The sequence below is a fragment of the Acinetobacter sp. TTH0-4 genome, from assembly GCF_015602665.1.
GTDB classification, from domain to species: Bacteria; Pseudomonadota; Gammaproteobacteria; order Pseudomonadales; family Moraxellaceae; genus Acinetobacter; species Acinetobacter albensis.
This window is the reverse complement of record NZ_CP059079.1, coordinates 912,684-933,410: the sequence shown is the minus strand read 5'-3', so window position 1 is coordinate 933,410 and position 20,727 is coordinate 912,684. Positions and strand designations below refer to the sequence as shown.

At 36.3% G+C, this 20,727-nt stretch carries 15 protein-coding genes and 3 pseudogenes; 9 read left to right on the top strand and 9 right to left on the bottom strand.

Annotated features, from left to right (window positions below):
• Both H0S58_RS04295 and H0S58_RS04290 read right to left on the bottom strand, forming a co-directional pair.
• Positions 1-912: a DMT family transporter gene (locus H0S58_RS04295; protein WP_195727252.1), complete on the bottom strand. Its 912-nt coding sequence runs from the start codon at positions 910-912 to the stop codon at positions 1-3.
• Between the two features lie 12 nt (positions 913-924).
• Positions 925-1,395 (bottom strand): YaiI/YqxD family protein, encoded by a 471-nt coding sequence (locus tag H0S58_RS04290; protein WP_053578347.1) that lies wholly within the window; start codon positions 1,393-1,395, stop codon positions 925-927.
• Between the two features lie 268 nt (positions 1,396-1,663).
• On the opposite strand from H0S58_RS04290, the gene H0S58_RS04285 reads away from it, so the two are divergent.
• Positions 1,664-2,593, top strand: a complete 930-nt coding sequence (locus H0S58_RS04285; RefSeq protein ID WP_195727251.1) for a hypothetical protein — start codon at positions 1,664-1,666, stop codon at positions 2,591-2,593.
• 404 nt (positions 2,594-2,997) lie between these two features.
• Entirely contained in the window at positions 2,998-3,138 is a 141-nt protein-coding gene (locus H0S58_RS04280) for a hypothetical protein (protein ID WP_171250307.1), read from the top strand.
• Between the two features lie 338 nt (positions 3,139-3,476).
• Here H0S58_RS04280 and serC read toward each other — a convergent pair whose 3' ends face one another.
• Positions 3,477-4,556: a 3-phosphoserine/phosphohydroxythreonine transaminase gene (gene serC, locus H0S58_RS04275; protein ID WP_092719901.1), complete on the bottom strand. Its 1,080-nt coding sequence runs from the start codon at positions 4,554-4,556 to the stop codon at positions 3,477-3,479.
• Between the two features lie 381 nt (positions 4,557-4,937).
• On the opposite strand from serC, the gene H0S58_RS04270 reads away from it, so the two are divergent.
• The 5 genes and pseudogenes from H0S58_RS04270 (at position 4,938) to gltP (ending at position 11,372) form a co-directional block, all read left to right on the top strand.
• Positions 4,938-6,338, top strand: a complete 1,401-nt coding sequence (locus H0S58_RS04270; protein ID WP_227592269.1) for a TolC family protein — start codon at positions 4,938-4,940, stop codon at positions 6,336-6,338.
• 246 nt (positions 6,339-6,584) lie between these two features.
• Positions 6,585-7,571: pseudogene (locus H0S58_RS04265) on the top strand (HlyD family secretion protein); the annotation flags it as partial.
• Positions 7,571-8,701, top strand: a complete 1,131-nt coding sequence (locus H0S58_RS04260; RefSeq protein ID WP_195727248.1) for an ABC transporter permease — start codon at positions 7,571-7,573, stop codon at positions 8,699-8,701. The pseudogene H0S58_RS04265 and the gene H0S58_RS04260, both read left to right, overlap by 1 nt.
• A complete protein-coding gene (locus tag H0S58_RS04255; RefSeq protein WP_195727247.1) occupies positions 8,698-9,807 on the top strand; it encodes an ABC transporter permease in 1,110 nt (369 codons plus the stop codon). Before H0S58_RS04260 ends, H0S58_RS04255 begins: the two co-directional genes overlap by 4 nt.
• Before the next feature lie 269 nt (positions 9,808-10,076).
• Positions 10,077-11,372, top strand: a complete 1,296-nt coding sequence (gltP, locus tag H0S58_RS04250; RefSeq protein WP_053578353.1) for a glutamate/aspartate:proton symporter GltP — start codon at positions 10,077-10,079, stop codon at positions 11,370-11,372.
• A gap of 44 nt (positions 11,373-11,416) precedes the next feature.
• Here the strand turns inward: gltP and H0S58_RS04245 are convergent, their stop codons facing one another.
• From H0S58_RS04245 to H0S58_RS04230, 4 genes and pseudogenes are all read right to left on the bottom strand, one after another.
• A complete protein-coding gene (locus tag H0S58_RS04245; protein WP_195727246.1) occupies positions 11,417-12,514 on the bottom strand; it encodes a DUF4062 domain-containing protein in 1,098 nt (365 codons plus the stop codon).
• A gap of 194 nt (positions 12,515-12,708) precedes the next feature.
• On the bottom strand, positions 12,709-15,717 hold the full coding sequence (gene gyrA, locus H0S58_RS04240; RefSeq protein ID WP_195727245.1) for a DNA gyrase subunit A: 3,009 nt from the start codon (positions 15,715-15,717) through the stop codon (positions 12,709-12,711).
• Between the two features lie 449 nt (positions 15,718-16,166).
• Positions 16,167-16,265, bottom strand: a pseudogene (locus H0S58_RS04235) (electron transfer flavoprotein subunit alpha/FixB family protein); the annotation flags it as partial.
• Between the two features lie 90 nt (positions 16,266-16,355).
• Positions 16,356-16,748 carry a hypothetical protein gene (locus H0S58_RS04230; protein ID WP_195727244.1) on the bottom strand — a complete coding sequence of 131 codons (393 nt, stop codon included), beginning with the start codon at positions 16,746-16,748 and terminating at the stop codon, positions 16,356-16,358.
• Positions 16,749-16,837: 89 nt separating this feature from the next.
• Between H0S58_RS04230 and H0S58_RS04225 the strand changes: the two are divergent.
• Both H0S58_RS04225 and H0S58_RS04220 read left to right on the top strand, forming a co-directional pair.
• A pseudogene (locus H0S58_RS04225) lies at positions 16,838-17,573 on the top strand (IS5 family transposase); the annotation flags it as partial.
• Between the two features lie 40 nt (positions 17,574-17,613).
• Positions 17,614-18,436, top strand: a protein-coding gene (locus H0S58_RS04220) for an IS5 family transposase (RefSeq protein ID WP_195727243.1) whose coding sequence is annotated in 2 segments (ribosomal slippage) — positions 17,614-17,994 and positions 17,996-18,436 — 822 coding nt in all. Because the reading frame shifts where the segments join, the coding sequence is not laid out codon by codon here.
• A gap of 116 nt (positions 18,437-18,552) precedes the next feature.
• Here the strand turns inward: H0S58_RS04220 and H0S58_RS04215 are convergent.
• A complete protein-coding gene (locus tag H0S58_RS04215; protein WP_195727242.1) occupies positions 18,553-19,485 on the bottom strand; it encodes an electron transfer flavoprotein subunit alpha/FixB family protein in 933 nt (310 codons plus the stop codon).
• A 17-nt stretch (positions 19,486-19,502) separates the two neighbouring features.
• Positions 19,503-20,252: an electron transfer flavoprotein subunit beta/FixA family protein gene (locus H0S58_RS04210; protein ID WP_053578356.1), complete on the bottom strand. Its 750-nt coding sequence runs from the start codon at positions 20,250-20,252 to the stop codon at positions 19,503-19,505.
• Positions 20,253-20,727 lie beyond the last annotated feature (475 nt).

The window sequence follows — 20,727 nt, the reverse complement described above, 5'->3', positions numbered from 1 at the left end:
TTAAATATGATTTTTGATTTTTTGATTCAGTTTTCGACTTGTTTTAAGATCACGATAAAAGTAAACAAATAAACCAAAGAGTAAAATAAATGCACCAACAAAAACCATCACTGACAAAGCCTCATGGTTTAAAATTGCGCCAACCAGTAACGCAATAATAGGTGTCATGACTGTCGTCAACGATAATGTTGTGGCTTGAATATTTTGTACCAATTTAAAATAACAGAACATTGCCAACAGTGACGCCATCACAACCGTATAAAACAGCGCCATTAATGATTTTATATTGGGAATATGAGTCGGCGCATATTGCCAAATAAACGGCACAATACATAAAGCTATCGCACTTGAAACCATTATAGAACCCGTTGCCTGCGCCATGGGTTCAACTTGTGCATTGACTTTTTTGACCCAATAAATGGACAGTGCATATATAAATACACTGATTAACATCAACGCAATACCAATTGGATTTACATGGTGGTTTTCACCCCCAAAACAAATAATTGCCAGCCCAATTACTGCGATCAGCATGCCTAGCCATTGCATTCGATTTAAACTTTGCTGAAAACCAAAACGTCCAATCAAACCCGCCATAATAGGTGCCAAACCAAACATTAAAGCAATGATGCCTGAGCTTAAATAACCTGTCGCAATATAAGTGAAAATTTGTGAACCGATAAAGCCTATCGCACCCGCTAAATAACTGTGCCAAGCTGAGCGACTGGTCGGAAGCTTTATTTTTAAAATCACCAATAAACCAAGTGCCAACGGAAGTGCAATAAAAAACCGCAACACTAAAGCCCAAAGCAAATGAAGATCTGAAACACTCCACACAATTGCTAACGGTGTGGTCGACCAGATAAAGACCAGTAAGGCATAGGTGAAAATAATATTTGCTTTAGAAGGCATTATAGGCTCGGTTTAGAGGGCAGTTTTACGTTTCTGTTTTTGAATGGTTTGATCCAGTGCGCTTGAGAACTCACGTTTATCCCGTTCAGAAAGAGGTGGTGGTCCCCCAGTATTCACGCCTGCCCCACGTAAAGAATCCATAAAATCTCGCAAATGTAAACGCGCTTTGACATTGGCTGTGGTGTAAATTTCCCCACGAGGATGAATAGCGATGCCACCCTTTTCAATCACTTGAGCCGCCAAAGGAATATCCTGTGTCATCACAATGTCATTCTCTTTCATACGCTCAATAATTTCTTGATCTGCTGCATCTGCCCCACTCATCACTTGAATGGAATTAATCCGAATGGAAGGCGTAATACCAACATTTTGATTGGCCACAAAAGTGACTTCTAACTGATAACGATCTGAAGCACGCAGGATGACTTCACGTAGAATTTTAGGCAATGCATCGGCATCTACCCAAAGTTTAAATGGCAGCACAAGACCTCCATAACGAAAAATGAGGATGACTTAGTCTAACAAATTCCAAATGATAATATGATGCTTAAATGGATTAATTGAGTGCAACTTTTATATTCAATTCTGCTCAATTGAGTTTTTAGCTCAAATTAATCATAATTTTTTTGATCATTTCATCATAATTACCTCAATTCTTATATTTGATCAGATTAATTTTCTGCTTCTGACTTGAAATTTAAGAATAACCCTCGATTTAATATACAAATACAATTTAATATTAATGGTGAATATGAAAAATCAGAATAGACCAGAAGTGATCACCATTGACGATCAGAACTTTGGCAGCCATGTTGAACATTGGAATTTACTGACCGATGAACCCTGTACAGAAGTGCCTAAATGGTTGGGTCTTGCCCTTGATGCTCCTGTTATGCCTATGGGCTTGTGTCAGGCAGAAAGCGATATGGATCAAGCAAGTTGGTTGATCCAAGGCCCGCATAAAGCGCCAGTACAAATGACCCAAGTCGTTGCTGTTGCAAATAATAAACCACAATCGGTCAAAACCGCATTTCCAAGTTTTGAAAGTCCTTATAAAGTACCTGCAAGTATTGAGCGTATTATTTGTAACACCTCTAACTCCCAAGCGGTACTGCGCTTAAATCTAGGCTCAAATACTATTGTTTACGCTTTTGACACATTATATAGCGTTAACCGTGAACACTATGAAAAAGACCAGAGTTATCAGGCTCAGCTCAACGCTTGGGCGTATGAATTAGAAGTTGTTTCTGATCATGAGCAATTGGTGGTAGATGATCCTGCCTCAATTAAACATCACCGTGCTTTAAATGACATTTTAGCGGCTCATGATGGTGTTGCTCCAGCAAATTTGCAGGAACAAATTGAGGCGTGGGAACCCAAATCCGATGATGATAAAGAACCTGTCACCGTCGACTTTTCAAAAATGGTGGCCTATCTGTATGGCGAAAATATGGGGCAAGAAGATGAAGCTTGGTTCCAAGGTAATATTGTTGGAAAAACCTCCATGCAGTTTATGGATCAAGACTATACCTTGTATGATGTCGCATTAATTCATGATGAAGACCAAGCAGCCACATTAATTCGAATTGCCACTAAAAATGCAGCGTATAAAAAATTTCAAATTGGCCAATTTATTCGTGGAAATTTGTGGATTCAGGTCAATATTTATACTAAAAATTAATTAATCTTGACGCTCAGCTTAATATAAACAGACAGTTTTTATATTAAGCTGTTTTTGAAACAGCTCTTTTTTTATTATTTTAATGTTTATTTATAATTCATCTCTGATAATTTAATATTATGAATTTAACTTAACTAACTTATCCACAACTTAAATTCAAAAATGTGTTTTTATTGTTTGATTTCAACTCTACTGTTAAAACATATTTAATATTGTCAGTTTTAAACTTTGCATAGAGTAATACTCAAATAAGCAATTTTTTTAGTTTTAAAAAAATGCATTATTATAAAATGGTGATTTTAACTGCCTATTTTTATTTGGCACTTTATTTCATCAATTCTTTATGGTAAAAAGATAAGCTAGGAATATAAATTAACGATAAATAAATCGGAATAGAGTTTTCCATGAAAATCGTGCAAGAAGAAAATATACAGCAAGTTGAACATCAACTCATTAAACGTTTCCAATTAGACCCTATTTCATGTCTATTTTTTGTGTTGGGCATGTTTATGTCGGCTTATCTTTTGCATCACTTTATTCTCTAATTTTATTACAATATCCAAGACCTTAAATCCCCTTATAAAATGTCATTCCACTCCTTTATTAGAGGTCAAATGTGACTTGAAACATCACAAGAAAAAATATCATCTTAAACTTTAAAAGCATTTGCTTAGATGATTCATCATCAAATCTATTCACTTATTTCGAAGTAGAAGAAATTTATCAAAAAATCCACTTTTAATTTTCAGACCTATATAGCTTACTCATCGAATAAGTTGCCCTATTGATAGCTAAGATACTGAATTAAAATTAAAAAAATGTCAGCCAATTTTAACTGACTGACATTATTCAACACATTTCAATTTATGGATTAAATGACCATTTAACCATTACGTTTTGCAAAATCATCCATAAAGCTAACCAAAGATTGTACACCTGCCAAAGGCACAGCATTATAAATACTTGCACGCATACCACCGACTGAACGGTGACCTGCAAGATTTAACAAATGATTTTCTTCGGCTTCTTTCAAGAATAATTTCTCCAGATCAGGATTTGCCAGAGTAAACGGCACATTCATAATAGAACGGTTCGGAACAGCGATTGGATTTGCATAAAACTCGCTAGAATCAATATAACCATAGAGAAGATTGGATTTTTCTAGATTAATCTTGTGCATGGCATCTACACCACCCTGCTCAAGTAACCATTCAAATACCAAGCCAGATAAATACCAAGCATAAGTCGACGGCGTATTTACCATTGAATCATTTTTTGCCTGAGCAGAATATTTCAAGATACTTGGAATTTCAGGTTTGGCTTGATCGAGTAAATCTTCCCGAACAATCACCAACGTTAATCCAGCAGGTCCAATATTCTTTTGCGCGCCTGCATAAATTAAACCAAATTTAGTTACATCAATCGGGGCAGATAAAATGCTTGAAGATAAATCAGAAATTAACGGTGCACCAACCTCAGGAATTCCTGCAAATTGTAACCCACCAATGGTTTCATTATCGGCATAATGAACGTAAGCTGCATCATCCGATAAATTCCACTGACTTTGTTCACTAATCGCTAATTTACCATCGATGCTTATACCTGCTTCTACAGTATGAATATCGCCATAGCGCTTGGCTTCTTTTAACGCTTTTTCAGACCAAATTCCCGTATGGATATAATCAGCTTTGGTATTTTTACCGAGTAAATTTAAAGGAATGGCAGAGAATTGTAGAGAAGCTCCACCCTGTAAGAACAATACTTTATAGTTCTCTGGAATATTCATTAATTGGCGTAAATCTGCTTCTGCTTTTTCTGCCACCGCGACATAATCTTTACTACGGTGACTCATTTCCATGATGGAAAGACCCTTGCCATGCCAATCGAGCATTTCAGCTTGGGCTTTTTCTAAAACGGCAGTAGGTAATGCAGCAGGACCAGCACAGAAATTGTACGCGCGCATGATTTTTCCTTTCAAAGGGGAACACAATAAAATAACGGCATTTAACCACAGATAGCCGAGACGTGCAGTAAATTATCCTGAAAATATTTCAATGTTGTCGGACATTTAAAGTCAAAATTTCACTCAAGATCGATTAAACCTTGAAGCAAATTGGTTTATACAAATATAAAATATATACTTTATAAAATGTATAAATCACCATTTTCTATCTCAGGAAAGATACCTATTCACAGATAGAGCGATGTATAATTTGTTACAACGATGTTGAGAGATAACTCTATGTTACTGAATTTAACATGGACACAAAAAAAAATTAATCCGTCCAGTCAAAGATTTTTAATCATTTCATTTTTATCAAAAACGCTTATTTCTACAGCCTTGATGTATTCAACTTTCGCATCTGCGCAAAGTATAAGTTATGGTCAGGCTGAACAATCTATTTCAACTGATTCATATAGCACACAAGCCAATCAAGCTTTGCAGCAAGCGTCAAAATTACAAGCTGAAGCGTTAAAAGGCCTAGGATTACCTCGTGTCGATTTAAATGTACGTGCCTATGCTTTTCATAATGAAGTAGATCTTCCGCTTGGGGCTTTGAAAAACAATCTAGAACAGTCCTTGAGCAATGGCGTAAATAATAAAATTGATGAATTGAATTTGGAGGGTTTTGCCGATCCATTAAAAGAAGGTTTGAAACAACCTATACATGATGGCGTGGGATTAATTCCAGATTCTGCAAATGTAATATTAGAAGATCAAGTTGTGCGTCCGACTGTTTCAATACTTATGCCACTTTATACAGGTGGACTGACTTCAACTAGTAAAGAAGTCGCTAACATTCAAGCCAAGCGCAGTCAACTGACCAGTAAACAACAACAAGATGTACAGCGTTTTGAAATGATTCAAGTTTATTTCAACACCCAGTTACAACAGCAACTCTTGCAATCAAATCGTTCTCATTTTAATGCGATGCAAATACATTACCGCAATGCAATCAAACTTGAACAGCAAGGTTTTATTAGTAAAGGCCAACGTATGCAATTTGAAGTGGCCCAAAATAATGCTGAACGCGCTTATCAAAACACCGAAGGTAATTTTAAAGCCAGCCTGTTTCAATTGAATAATCTTCTACAAACCAGTCAAATTACAGACTTGAGTACACCTTTATTTATTAATTCAACACAAAACCAAACTTTAAATAGTTTACTTAAAACCTATCAAGAACAATCCGCTTTGATTCGTAAAATGCAAATGGATACCCAACTTGCCAATGCCAATGTTAAAGTACAAAGTGCCGCTAAAAAACCCAATCTTTTTGCTTTTGGCGAATATAGTTTAGATGAAAAACAAAACTGGATTGTCGGAGTAGTCGCGCGTTACAACTTATTTTCAGGAGTTGATAAGAATAAAAATATTCAGGCGGCTGAGTTACAACGTTACGCATCTGAACTTCTGACTGAACGAACCAAGCAAGAAATAGAAAATATCATTTATAAATCATATAGCGAAATTAGTACTGCACAACGAAGTCATCAGCTACTACAGCAAAACATGAAAGCCGCACAAGAAAACTTAAGAATACAAACCCTTTCTTTTAAAGAGGATATGGGCACAGCGACCCAAGTTATTGATGCTCAAAATACTTTGGCATTTTTAGAAAGTGAGCAGGCTTTAAATGCTTATAAATATATTATGTCACTTGCAACGTTATTACAAAGTCACGGTTCAATCGACCAGTTTCAAGGCTATGTAAATCAAGCACAAACTGACTATATTCGTTAATTTTTGCTGGGGAAAAATATGAACCACGATCAAAATAAGTCAGATCAAGAGATAAAAAATAGCTCATCAGAAGGTGAGTCTAAAGATATATCAGGTCAAAAAAATCAGTTAGACCAGCCCTCTCCTCTGCCTGAGCATTCTGAACAGCGCACAGATTCAGAAACGATAGCGCAGTCTAAAACAGATGTTCAATCTTCATCATCTGATCTGCCTCAAACTGCTGCTGAATTAGAGACAAGACAAAAAAAATCATCCGCCATTAAAGCCATCGGATTGATTGTTTTATGTCTAATTTTAGGCTTAATTGCATTTGGTCTATGGAAAAGCTATCAACCCTCATTAATCGAATTACAAGGACGCGTTGAAGCTGAAACGATTCATATCAGTACCAAAGTACCCAGTCGAATTGAAGAAATCTATATACAGGATGGACAAAAAGTATCTAAAAACCAAGAATTAGTGCGCTTATTTAGTCCCGAAATTGATGCAAAAAAACAGCAAGCCTTAGGTGCCTTACAATCTGCTCTCGCTTTGCAATCTACTGCGGAACGTGGTTCACAACAAGAAAATATTGAAACGCTCTATGCCAACTGGCAGAGTCTAAAAGCTCAACAGGCTTTAGCAAAAACCACGTATCAGCGCGGCGCAAATTTATTTAAAGAAGGCGTTATTTCGCGTCAACGTCGTGATGAACTGCAGGCTGCTGCAACTTCTGCCAGTCAAATGACCGAAGCGGCCTATCAACAATATGCACGTGCCAAACGTGGCAGTACACCGCAGCAAAAATCGTCTGCTGATGCACAGGTACAAATTGCACAAGCTGCCGTTGCCGAAGCCAATGCGCTAGAAGCTGAAACTAAATTACGCTCTCCCGTTTCTGGAACAGTTTCTAAAGTCTACGGGAAAACCTCTGAATTGGTGGCAACTGCTGTACCTGTCGTCAGTATTATTCAAGATGATGATGCTTGGGTAAGCTTAAATATTCGTGAAGACCTGTATGCAAAGGTCTACAAAACCAAAACTATGCAGGGATTTATTCCCGCATTAAACAGAGCTGCCACTTTTAAAATTAAACATATAGATGCCGAGGGTGAATTTGCCACTATTAAAACCACACGACAAACAGGTGGTTATGATATTCGCAGTTTTAAAGTTCATCTTGTCCCCATCCAGCCCATCGCAGATTTAAAAGTCGGTATGAGTGTTTTGTTTAAAATTCAAGAGTCAAAATAATGTGGTCTGGCTTACAGCGTGAATTCCGTTATTTACTGTCACATAAATGGGACTTGTGTTTAGTCACATTTGCACCTTTATTTATTATTGTATTGTTTAGCAGTATGTTTTATCAGGGTAAAGCTGAACATTTACCTATCGCGATTATTGACCAAGATCAAAGTGAGCTCAGTCGAACTATTGAAAAGCATCTCAGTCATCATTCCAGTTTAAAAATAGCATTGATTTCCCAAAACCCTGAGGAAGTAGAAAGCCTCATTAATCAAACTAAAATTTGGGGTTATATTTTCATCCCTGCAGGTGCAGAACAACGACTGGTACAGGCCAAAGATGCAGAGATCAGTATTGCTTTTAACCAAAGTTATTTTAGTGTAGGCAATACCATATCCTCTGCCATGTTGGTCAGTACTTTGCAAGCCATTGCCGAATTTAGTGGACAAAGTTATTTAGAAAATAGAATTCCTTATCTAGATGTACCTACCCCAAATGTTAAAATTTCTACTTTGTACAATCCCAGTTTAAGTTATGAGTTTTATCTTGAACCGTTTATGATTTTGGCAATTCTGCATTTACTCTTGTGTTGTTGTGTAGCTTTTTCAGTCGGACAAGAATTAAAATTTGATACCACAGAACAATGGCTCAATCAGCAAAATATTCTTAAAGCTTTGTTCTCCAAAAATATAACTTATGTTTTGATTTTTACAGTGTGGACATGGCTGTGGATGTTCTGGTTAATTGAGATTCGCGGTTGGTTTGTCGCAGGTCAATTATGGAGCATCTTACTCGGTCAATTTTTATTATACAGTGCTTATGCATTTATGAGCAGTACCGTTGTGTTAGCTACACGAAACTTGGCTAAATCGTTTGGTTTTATTGCAATTTATGGTGGTTCGTCTTTAAGTTTTGCTGGAGTTACTCTACCACTTAACAATGCCCCACTCTTTACACAGTTTTGGGCCAATATTATTCCTTATACGCCGTATGCAAAATTACAAATCGAACAATGGGTCATTGGCAGTCCAATCACTGTTTCACTGTTACCGCTTGGCATTTTATTTTTTTACACCATCATTTATTTTGCTTGTGCTTGTTTCTTCCTTAAAAAAAATCTCAAGGAAAAATTGACGTGAAAAATAATTTCAAAAAATTCCTGCATGTTTATCTCAAAACATTTAAAGATATTCTGGGTAATAGCTCAATTTTTACCACTTTGGTTTTATCAATTTTTTTATATAGTTTTTTTTATCCAACAGCTTATAAAGCTGAACATGCAGAGTCTCTGCCTATCGTCATTGTAGATGAAGAACAAAGCCTGATAAGTTCTCATATTATTACTCAAGTGTCGAACAGCCCAAACGTTAAAATTAAGGCAGTTACGGGTAATTTTGCTGAAGCTGAAATGATGATCAAAAATCAACAGGCTGATGGTATCTTGCTTTTACCAAACAATCTGACGAATAGCATACGACGTGGAGAGATTGGTGGCGTGGGTTTATATTTAAGTGCAGCAAATTTTTTAAAAACTAAGCAAATAGGTTTAGGACTAGCAAGCTCAATTGAACATGCTGTTGCGCAACAAGCAGAAAAGTTTGGACAGATCTCACATTTTAACCTTGCACTTTCTATTCATCAAATTCCTTTATTTAACACTCTATCAGGTTATGGCAGTTATGTTTTTCCTGCTATTGCACCTCTCATTGTTCACCAAACCATTTTATTAGGCTTAGGCATGCTACTTGCGGGATATCGTATACAGCATTGGCGTCCGAACAAAATGGAGTTTTTTGCGATATTTAGCTCGATTTTAACAATTGGCTGTTTAGGTTGTTTCTATTTATTTGGGTTTACTTTCTGGTTATATGATTATCCACATGGTGGAAATTTTTGGGGTATGTTACTCGGTGTTCCTATTTTCATCAGCAGTGTGATTGGTCTGAGCATGCTGTTTGCCTCTTTTTTAGATTTACCTGAACGCGCAGGCCATGTCTTTGTATTTACCTCTATTCCTTTATTTTTACTTTCAGGAACTGCGTGGCCACATGCAGCCATGCCTGAATGGATTCAATGGTTAGGCAATCTGCTTCCTTCAACTCAAGGGATACAAATGTTTATTCAACTCAACCAAATGGGTGTACCTCTACAAATCGTCATTCCTAAAATGATTTATTTATCAACAATGGCAGCAATCCTTTTAATTTGGTCATATTTTAGGTTAACGCAAAACCCCAAAAATTAAAATTTGCGCACTCCTGATAAGATTAATAAATAAAACTAAATAAATAGATCGAATATTCAACTAAAACTGAAATATTTTTGATCAATTGAACCATGATCAAATAGAAAAAGTTAGATTGTATGCAGTTATCAATGCAAAATAGCGTTTTTTCCATACTCCCAGAGTATATATTTATACTCCTCCCCATGCTCCCATTAACATGTCGCCATGAAATTGACAGCGTTATTACAGCTTTTTATTTACTAAATATCTGATTTTAAGGGATTAACATGAAGAAAATTAAGATAAGCCTTGCATGGCAAATCGTAATTGCACTCATTTTAGGTGTACTTGTAGGCTCTTTTTTACACTACTCTCCCGAATACCGTGATGTATTGATTAATAATTTTCTTCGCCCATTGGGTGCAATTTTTATTACGTTAATTAAAATGATCGTGGTTCCACTTGTAGTGTCCATGCTGATTTTAGGTATTGCCAATACAAGTCATGGTCAAAACATCGGTAAACTGGGTTTTAAAACCATTGTTTATTTTGAAATTATTACTACTGTTGCAATTGTTGTGGGTTTAGTTGCCGCTAATATTTTCCAGCCAGGTGCTGGTATTGATATGTCAGCTTTAACACAAGCAGATATTTCCCAATATCAAGAGACCTCACAAGAAGTCAGTAGCCATGCACATGGTCTAGTCAATACGATTTTATCGGTTATTCCCTCCAATATTTTTGGCTCGTTGACTGATGGTCATATGCTGCCGATTATCTTCTTTTGTGTCATTTTTGGTGTAGGTTTGGGTTCATTAGCACATGAAACTAAAAAACCTTTACTCGATGTACTGAATGCTGTTTCTCAAGCCATGTTTAAAGTGACTCATATGATCATGCTTTTTGCACCATTTGGTGTATTTGGTCTGATTGCAGCAACGGTTGCGACTTTTGGCTTTAGCTCTTTACTACCTTTGGTTAAATTGGCACTTTTGGTATACGGTGCTATTTTATTCTTTATTTTCGTCATTTTAGGTTTTGTTGCCAAATTCTGTGGTTTCAATATTTGGGAATTGATTAAAATTCTTAAAGATGAGCTTATTTTAGCTTACTCAACTGCAAGTTCTGAAGCCGTTTTACCTCGTATCATGGAAAAAATGGAAGCCTATGGTGCTCCTAAATCGATTACGAGTTTTGTTATTCCAATTGGTTATTCATTTAACTTAGACGGTTCAACACTTTACCAAAGTATTGCGGCTATTTTCATTGCGCAACTTTACGGTATCGATTTAAGTTTGACACAACAACTGGTTTTGGTTTTAACCTTAATGATTACCTCTAAAGGAATTGCAGGTGTTCCAGGTGTTTCTTTTGTTGTGTTATTGGCAACATTAGGAAGTGTCGGTATTCCGTTGGAAGGTTTAGCCTTTATTGCAGGTATTGATCGTATTTTAGATATGGCACGTACTGTACTGAATGTGATTGGTAACTCTTTGGCTGTTCTTGTAATTAGTAAATGGGAAGGTCAATTTGATGCTGAAAAACAAAAAGAATATCAAGTTGAAATGAAAGAAGCTGCTTAATTAATCAAATCAAAAAAGGAAGCTTCGGCTTCCTTTTTTTTGATTCATAATAACTCTTTTAATTTATTATAAGAACTTTGTAAAAGTCTTACTGATTGATTTTGATGACCAATCATTTTATCCAGATTCAAAATTAACTCTTTTTTTGATTTATTCAATTTTGTTGTCGCACGAGGAAACTTTGTAATACTTTCTTTAAATTTTTCCATAGCAGGAATACTATTTTTAGTAATTTTACAATATTCTAATAATGAATGAAGCATATTTTTTATATCTTGCGCTGTATAGTTAAAATCTTCCACATAAATTTTTGAAGCTACATCCAAAAAACTCATTGATTGAATGATATGACTATTTTGGGTCCCAATATTATTTTCGATGATTTCATTAAATAGATTTATATCTATACTAAAATCGTTAATTATTTGATTCCTTTCTCTATCACTAAGAGCACTATCTAACTTACTTTTTACACTTATCATTGCATTATTAAAGTTCTGCGCTGCTTTAGTATTTTCATTTGTGATCAAATTACTTTTTTCCAATTCTTCAGTAGCACTAAATATTGCATCATAATATCCAATATCTTCATCAATACTATCGAGTTGTGATGGAACATTCATCTTAGATTCATCTGATAGGTGTCGATTAGAGATTCTGTCCCAATCTATTAATATAGTTGTTAGTAAATTTCTAATATTATTCTCAAAATCATCTTCTTTAACGTCTGACCTATAGCAACCAATTTCAGAAATTTTCCTTTTAAATTCTTTGACTAAAGTAAATTGCTCAATATCTATATCATTCGCTGTAAAACCATCAGTTTCAAAAAAGAAACAAATATCAGCTAACTTCCCTTGTTTATATCTATCATATGCAAGATTGAATTCTTCTTCTGTTCCTGAACCAGCTTTGGGAGTTGCAGTGCCAAATCGTATTGATAAAATACCAATAAAAATATCATAATCACCAACCTGCTCATTAATTACATTTTGTGCATAACTAGAAATTGATGGGGTTACATCTTCCCAACCAACTATTTCCACTCTTCTCCCCAAAGCATGAGACATATTATTATTTAATTCATTAGCTACTTTAAAAACTTTATTTCTTTCAAATTGCACATCTGATGGAGATGACAAAAAGACTCTAATATTTTTTAGATTATTTACCATAAACTAGTAACAGCATAATTAATATAATCTATTGTTATCTAACTTATTTTTAAATACAAGATATTCAAACAATGATATATCATTTAAATATTAGTCAATTATTTCAATATATTACAAATATAAAAAAAGAGCGCTTAAGCGCTCTTTTTTTAAACCAAAACTTACTCTTTTTCAGACGTATTTAAATCTGCTTCAGACTCAGTTTTATCAGCAACCGTCTCATTATCAACCAAAGTTTCAGAATCAATTAAAGCTTCAGAGGCAATGACTTCTTCGCCGTCAACTGCTTCAATAAACTCTTCTTCTTCAACGGCTTCTACAGAAACAACCCCAACCAGAATTTCTTCCTGACCTAAACGAATCAGACGAACACCTTGTGCATTACGTCCAGTGGTTGCAACTTCAGAAGCACGTGTACGAACCATCGTACCACCATCAGAAATCAACATCAGTTCTTTGCTTTCATCAATAGATACTGCACCGACCAATTCACCATTACGTTCAGAGGTTTTAATGGCGATTACACCTTTACCACCACGTTTTTTGGTTGGGAATTCGCCGACTGGCGTACGTTTACCATAACCGTTGGCACATGCACAAAGCACTTCGCCAGTTTCTGGCACAACCACCAATGAAACGATACGGCTGATGAATGCCGAATCTGAAGTATCTTCATCATCTGAATCTACCTCAGTTTCTGCATCTTCAAGCAGCGCAGCTGCACCGATAGTCACGCGCATACCGCGTACACCTTTGGCAGAACGACCCATTGAACGAACATCAGTTTCTGCGAAGCGAATTGCTTTACCTTCATTTGAGAACAACATGATTTGCTGTTCACCATCGGTAATGGCTACACCAATTAAGGTATCGTCGCCATTCAACTCAATCGCACGTAAACCATTTGAACGAACATTCGAGAATTGCTCAAGCTCTACACGTTTAATCGTACCGTACTCGGTCGCCATAAACACATAGAAGTTTTTACGCACTGCTTCAGCTTGCTGTGCAAAGTCAGCCATGATGTCATCATCTAAATCATGAGTAGATAACTCAATACCCAATTGTTTTAATTGGATACGTAACGCATCTGATATATCATTTGCGCCATCTTCGAGTTCAGCTAAAGCAGCTTCTAGCTCTACAAAATGACCATTAATAATTTCATTTTCTAGCAGTTTGACTTTATTGGCTTTCACAAATGCTTGGAAATCGGCTAAACGATCTTTAAATTTCTTCGGCGCATCAATCACAGGCAAAATTGCAGTAATCGTTTCATTCGCATCCAATGGCAACAAGTTCACCATTGGGCGACCTTTTGCACCACGTGATGCTTGTGGCACATCATACACTTTCAAGCGATAGACTTTACCGACATTGGTAAAACATAGAACAGTGGCATGGTTTGACGTCACAATCAGATGTTGAATGTAATCATCTTCTTTCATTGAAGTCGCAGATTTACCACGACCACCACGACGCTGAGCAGCATAATCAGAAAGTGGTTGTGTTTTCGCATATCCTGTTTTTGAAACAGTGAGAACCATTTGCTCTTCAGGAATTAAATCTTCACGAGAGAAATCGATACGAGATTCAACAATTGATGTTTTACGTCCATCACCATATTGCTGAATGATAAGCGCCAACTCTTCACGAATCACATTCATCAACAAATTAAAGTCATTTAAAATTGCGGTAAGTTCAGCAATTTGAGCCAAAATTTCAGAATATTCAGCATGTAATTTATCTTGTTCTAGACCCGTTAAACGATGTAAACGTAATTCTAAAATTGCACCGACTTGAACAGGCGAAAGACGATAAATACCTCCATCAAAACCATAAGGTTTAGACAGATCTTCCCCTTCAATAATTTCTGGACGAACAGAAACTGAACCCGCTTTTTCCAGTAATGCAACGACACCGCCAGCCGACCATTCACCAGCCTGTAATCGCTCACGCGCCTCAGCAGGATTGGCAGAGGTTTTAATGGTTTCAATGATTGCATCAATATTGGCTAAAGCAACCGTTAAACCCTCTAAGATATGACCACGTTCACGTGCTTTACGAAGTTCGAACATCGTACGACGTGTTACTACTTCTTGACGGTGACGAATAAATGCTGCAATGATATCTTTTAAATTCATCAACTTCGGTTGGCCGTTATCTAGGCACACCATGTTGATACTGAAAGAATTTTCTAATTGCGTGTTTTGGAACAGGTTATTGACAATAACTTCTGCATTTTCACCACGCTTTAAGTCAATCGCAATACGCATGCCGTCTTTATCAGACTCATCACGTAGCTCTGAAATTCCTTCCAGTTTTTTCTCTTTAACTAACTCCGCAATACGTTCAATGGTTCTTGCTTTGTTGACCTGATACGGAATTTCAGTGAAAACAATCGTGGTACGACCATTTTTAGGATCTTCTTCAAAGTGATATTTACCACGAATATGAAGACGACCTTTACCAGTACGGTAAGCATCAACAATACCGGATTTACCGTAAATGATACCACCTGTAGGAAAATCTGGGCCCGATATATGTTCCATCAAGCCTTCAATACTGATGTTTGGATTATTGGCATAAGCAAGACATGCATTCACAACTTCGGTCATGTTGTGTGGCGCCATATTGGTCGCCATACCGACGGCAATACCCGTCACACCATTGATCAATAAGTTGGGAACACGCGTTGGCATCACCTGAGGAATTCGCTCAGAGCCATCGTAGTTATCTTCCCATTCAACCGTATCTTTTTCTAGATCAGCTAAAAGTTCATGAGTCAGTTTACGCATCCGCACTTCGGTATAACGCATTGCTGCTGCGCTGTCGCCATCGACAGAACCAAAGTTACCCTGACCATCGACCAATTGATAACGCAAGCTAAAATCTTGGGCCATACGTACGATGGTTTCATAAACAGCTGAATCACCATGCGGGTGATATTTACCGATCACGTCACCCACCACACGGGCAGACTTTTTATAAGCTTTGTTGTAGTCGTTGCCTAACTCGTGCATAGCGAAAAGCACACGACGATGAACAGGTTTTAAGCCATCTCTCACATCTGGTAATGCCCGAGAAACAATTACACTCATGGCATAGTCGAGATATGAGCTTTTGAGTTCATCCTCAATGGCAATCGGTCGGATTTCCGATACGCTCATGCATACTCCTTATTACAAACAACTCGAAGTTGTTCGTTTTATATAATCAATCTAGCAAAAAATTAACCCAAAATTTGTTGAGCTAAAATCTAAAATACAGCCGTAAATTGTATCATAAATTCTCTTATTTTTGTCTCTTGTAAGTGTGGTTAATCTTGTTAATTTTCTACAATTTATGGATTCTTTTTTTATCCATTTTAATTGTCGATTATTTATGTAAATTCATGCTCTCGCTTGATCCTAATTTAAATTTTAGAATACATACTTTAGATCTATTGCAGCGAATAAGAAGCTCACTTTAAATCGACTTAGACATGATTAAAAATTTATCAATCATATTGAAAATTAAATATGCTAAGAAGAATTAAAAATCATTTGAAAAATAAGCAATTATAAAACTAAAAACGCCCCTAGAAACTAGGAGCGTTTTTTAAATATGCAGTAATGAATTAGATTTTAGAAACCAATTCAGGTACTACAGTATTTAAATCGCCAACTAACCAGTAATCAGCGACTGCATTGATTGGTGCTTCTTCATCTTTGTTAATTAGTCAGCCCTAAGATGCATCTACCTCTTATATTCTGCATGATCCTTAAAAACTCAGGTTTTTATAGATAAATTTTTAACTTTGAATACTTCAATACTTCTGAAATGGCATCACCAGTCTAATCAAAAACGTTAAAATCAAAGCAATGACACCGATGACTAATCCAACAGTAATTATAAACAAGATATACATCACCAGCCCAATGGGATCAGCTGAAGGTCCTTCAAATAGCCAGCCTGTCCTCCGATTGAGTATTTCATTATCGGCGAACGCTGCCAACATAAATAGCATACCGATATAGGCAAAACATCCACATATCAAAAAAACAATTACTAGCCAAAAAGATAGACTCAACTGGATGCAATAGACCAAGCCCCCCACATTTAGGAAAAAGATAATCAAACCAATAATAAAAATAAAAATACGCTGAAATAAAGGATCATTAAAAATCATATTTTTTTCAGCTTGCTGCAAGCCTGACATTTATTTTCTTATTTAAAGTTTTTATTTATTTTAATTTATCTCATAAATAGACCTCTTGCGAAAGTAAAAACTGCCTCAATATAGATTTCATGAAATATCAGAAATTAAATCGTTTTTCAGATTCTGAATTCCAGCGCTTGGTTGGTGTACCTCGAGCAGTTTTTAGTGAAATGGTCGAAGTTTTAAAAGAAGCAGAATCACTCAAAAAGAAACCAGGTCGTCCTCATACTTTAGATATAGAGGATCAGTTGTTATTAACTCTGAATTACTTATGGAACTACAGCACTCAACTGGAATTAGCGGCAAATTACCATATCGCTGAAAGTAATGTGAATCGAACCATTAAAAAGGTTGAAGATGCATTAATGAAATCAAGACGTTTTACCCTGCCAAAACGAAGCATTACCACAGCAGACGAACAATTTAACTGGGTAATTATTGATGCGACAGAATGTTCAATAGAACGCCCGAAAAAAAAATCAGAGTAAGTTCTACAGTGGTAAAAAGAAGAAACATACGCTAAAAGCACAAGTGATCTATCATCCGAACAGCAAACAAATCATAGGGCTAGATATATCGAATGGCAGTCAGCATGATATTAAATTGGCAAGAAAAACGGTTAAGAAATTCAAACATTGTGAATATGTTATGACCGATTTAGGGTACTACGGATTAGAGCAAGATGGCTTTAAATTATTGATGCCAATAAAGAAAAAGAAGAATTTACCCTTATTTGATATTGAGAAAAAGTACAATAAAATGATTGGGAAAATACGAGTTGTGATCGAACACATTAATAGTCAATTGAAAACATTTAGAATATTAGACCTCTTGCGAAAGTAAAAACTGCCTCAATATAGATTTCATGAAATATCAGAAATTAAATCGTTTTTCAGATTCTGAATTCCAGCGCTTGGTTGGTGTACCTCGAGCAGTTTTTAGTGAAATGGTCGAAGTTTTAAAAGAAGCAGAATCACTCAAAAAGAAACCAGGTCGTCCTCATACTTTAGATATAGAGGATCAGTTGTTATTAACTCTGAATTACTTATGGAACTACAGCACTCAACTGGAATTAGCGGCAAATTACCATATCGCTGAAAGTAATGTGAATCGAACCATTAAAAAGGTTGAAGATGCATTAATGAAATCAAGACGTTTTACCCTGCCAAAACGAAGCATTACCACAGCAGACGAACAATTTAACTGGGTAATTATTGATGCGACAGAATGTTCAATAGAACGCCCGAAAAAAAAATCAGAGTAAGTTCTACAGTGGTAAAAAGAAGAAACATACGCTAAAAGCACAAGTGATCTATCATCCGAACAGCAAACAAATCATAGGGCTAGATATATCGAATGGCAGTCAGCATGATATTAAATTGGCAAGAAAAACGGTTAAGAAATTCAAACATTGTGAATATGTTATGACCGATTTAGGGTACTACGGATTAGAGCAAGATGGCTTTAAATTATTGATGCCAATAAAGAAAAAGAAGAATTTACCCTTATTTGATATTGAGAAAAAGTACAATAAAATGATTGGGAAAATACGAGTTGTGATCGAACACATTAATAGTCAATTGAAAACATTTAGAATATTAAGTGAACGCTATCGAAATAGACGGAAAAGATTCGGTTTACGCATTAACTTAATTGCTGCACTCGTAAACCGGATAAACTTGCAATAATGACTTTCGCAAGAGATCTAATATTTAAAAATAAATAATATTTAAAAATAATGGACAATAAAAAACACCTCTTAAGTACAAAGACCAAGAGGTGTTTTTTGAACCTGATTCAGAAATTAGATTTTAGAAACCAATTCAGGTACTACAGTATTTAAATCGCCAACTAACCAGTAATCAGCGACTGCATTGATTGGTGCTTCTTCATCTTTGTTGATCGCCACGATCACTTTAGAATCTTTCATACCCGCCAAATGCTGAATTGCGCCAGAAATACCAACTGCGATATATAGATCTGGTGCAACAATCTTGCCTGTTTGACCGACTTGCATATCGTTTGGTACGAAACCAGCATCCACCGCAGCACGTGAAGCACCTTGAGCAGCACCCAGCTTGTCAGCTAATGGATCAAGTACAGTGTGATAGTTTTCACCTGAACCTACACCACGACCACCAGAAACTACAATACGTGCAGCAGTTAATTCTGGACGTTCAGATTTCACGATTTCTTCAGAAATAAACTTAGAAATGCCTGCATCTTGAACATCGCTTACTGCTTCAACAACCGCAGAACCACCAGTCGTAGCAACAGGATCAAATGCAGTACCACGAACAGTTGCAACCACGATAGATTCAGATGATTCTACAGTTGCAATTGCGTTACCCGCATAGATTGGGCGTTTAAAAGTTTTAGGACTTTCAATCGCGATGATGTCAGAAATCATGCTGACGTCTAACAGTGCAGCAGCACGTGGAAGTACGTTTTTACCATTTGACGTTGATGCAGCAAGGATATGGCTATAGCCTTTACCCAAGTCAGCCACTAAAGCCGCCACATTTTCAGCCAATTGTTGTGCATAAACAGCGTTGTCAGCAAGTAATACTTTGCTTACACCCGAAACTTGAGCTGCTTGGTCGACAACTGCTTGTGCGCCAGAACCTGCAACCAATACAGTGATATCACCACCGATTTTTTGAGCTGCAGCAACAACGTTTAAAGTTGCACCATTTAGTGCTTTATTGTCGTGCTCAGCGATAACTAAAATACTCATGATTTTATCCTTCTGTATTAGATCACTTTCGCTTCGTTTTTAAGTTTTTCAACAAGCTCATCTACAGATTTTACTTGCACGCCAGCTTTACGTTCTGCTGGTGGTTCAACTTTAACAGTTTTAAGTTGAGTTGTACCTGTAACGCCATAATCCGCAGGAGACTTGGTATCAAGCGGCTTTTTACGCGCTTTCATAATATTTGGCAGAGCAGCATAACGCGGCTCATTCAAACGTAAGTCAGTGGTAATAATAGCAGGGAGGTTTAGTTCAACCGTTTGTAAACCGCCGTCGACTTCACGCGTAACTTGAACTTTGTCGCCAGCCACATTTACAACAGACGCAAATGTACCTTGACCAGCACCCAGTAAAGCACCGAGCATTTGACCGACTTGATTCGAGTCATCATCAATCGCTTGCTTACCCAAAAGAATCAGTTCTGGTTTTTCTTGTTCTACAATGCCTTTTAAGATTTTAGCCACTTCAAGTGCACCAATCTCATCAGCAGTTTCTACCAAGATACCACGATCTGCTCCAAGCGCCATTGCAGAACGAATTTGTTCTTGCGCTTCTTTAGGACCGATAGAAACCACAATGATTTCTGAAACTGTTCCTTTTTCTTTTAAACGAACCGCTTCTTCCACTGCGATTTCACAGAATGGATTGATCGACATTTTAACGTTAGTCAGGTCAACCCCAGTGTTATCCGGTTTTACGCGAACTTTAACGTTGGCATCAACCACACGTTTTACAGCAACAAGAGCCTTCATGTAATCCTCGGCTGTTTTAACAAAAGTAAATGTTGAGAAAAGTGAGTGTAACTCTTCACTTAAAATTTTTAGGTGCCCTATCTTGCAATGCGTTTGGCATTTCGGTCAAGTCACAATTATCGAAACAAGCTTAAAATAGATAAAAATTCTTGACCTTAGCGTTCATATTTTTTTGTAATTTTTTTATTAAGATGAATTTACTCATTATTTTTTCATTTTTAAATATTGATTTTTATTATATTTTTATCTGATTAACTTCATCAAATGTTCTGATAAAATCTTTAATTTCAATCCTTCTAGTACGTCAAATTTTTACCTTTCTTGCACAATAGTACTTATTTTAGCCTGTCATTTAAGACAGATTGATGAATTTTTTTTTTGATATTTGCTCTAAAATTATGCTTTTTTTACCATTTAAGGTGTAACAAATTAAGTTTACTCCATAAATTTGCTTGATAAAAAAGCATGCTTTTAC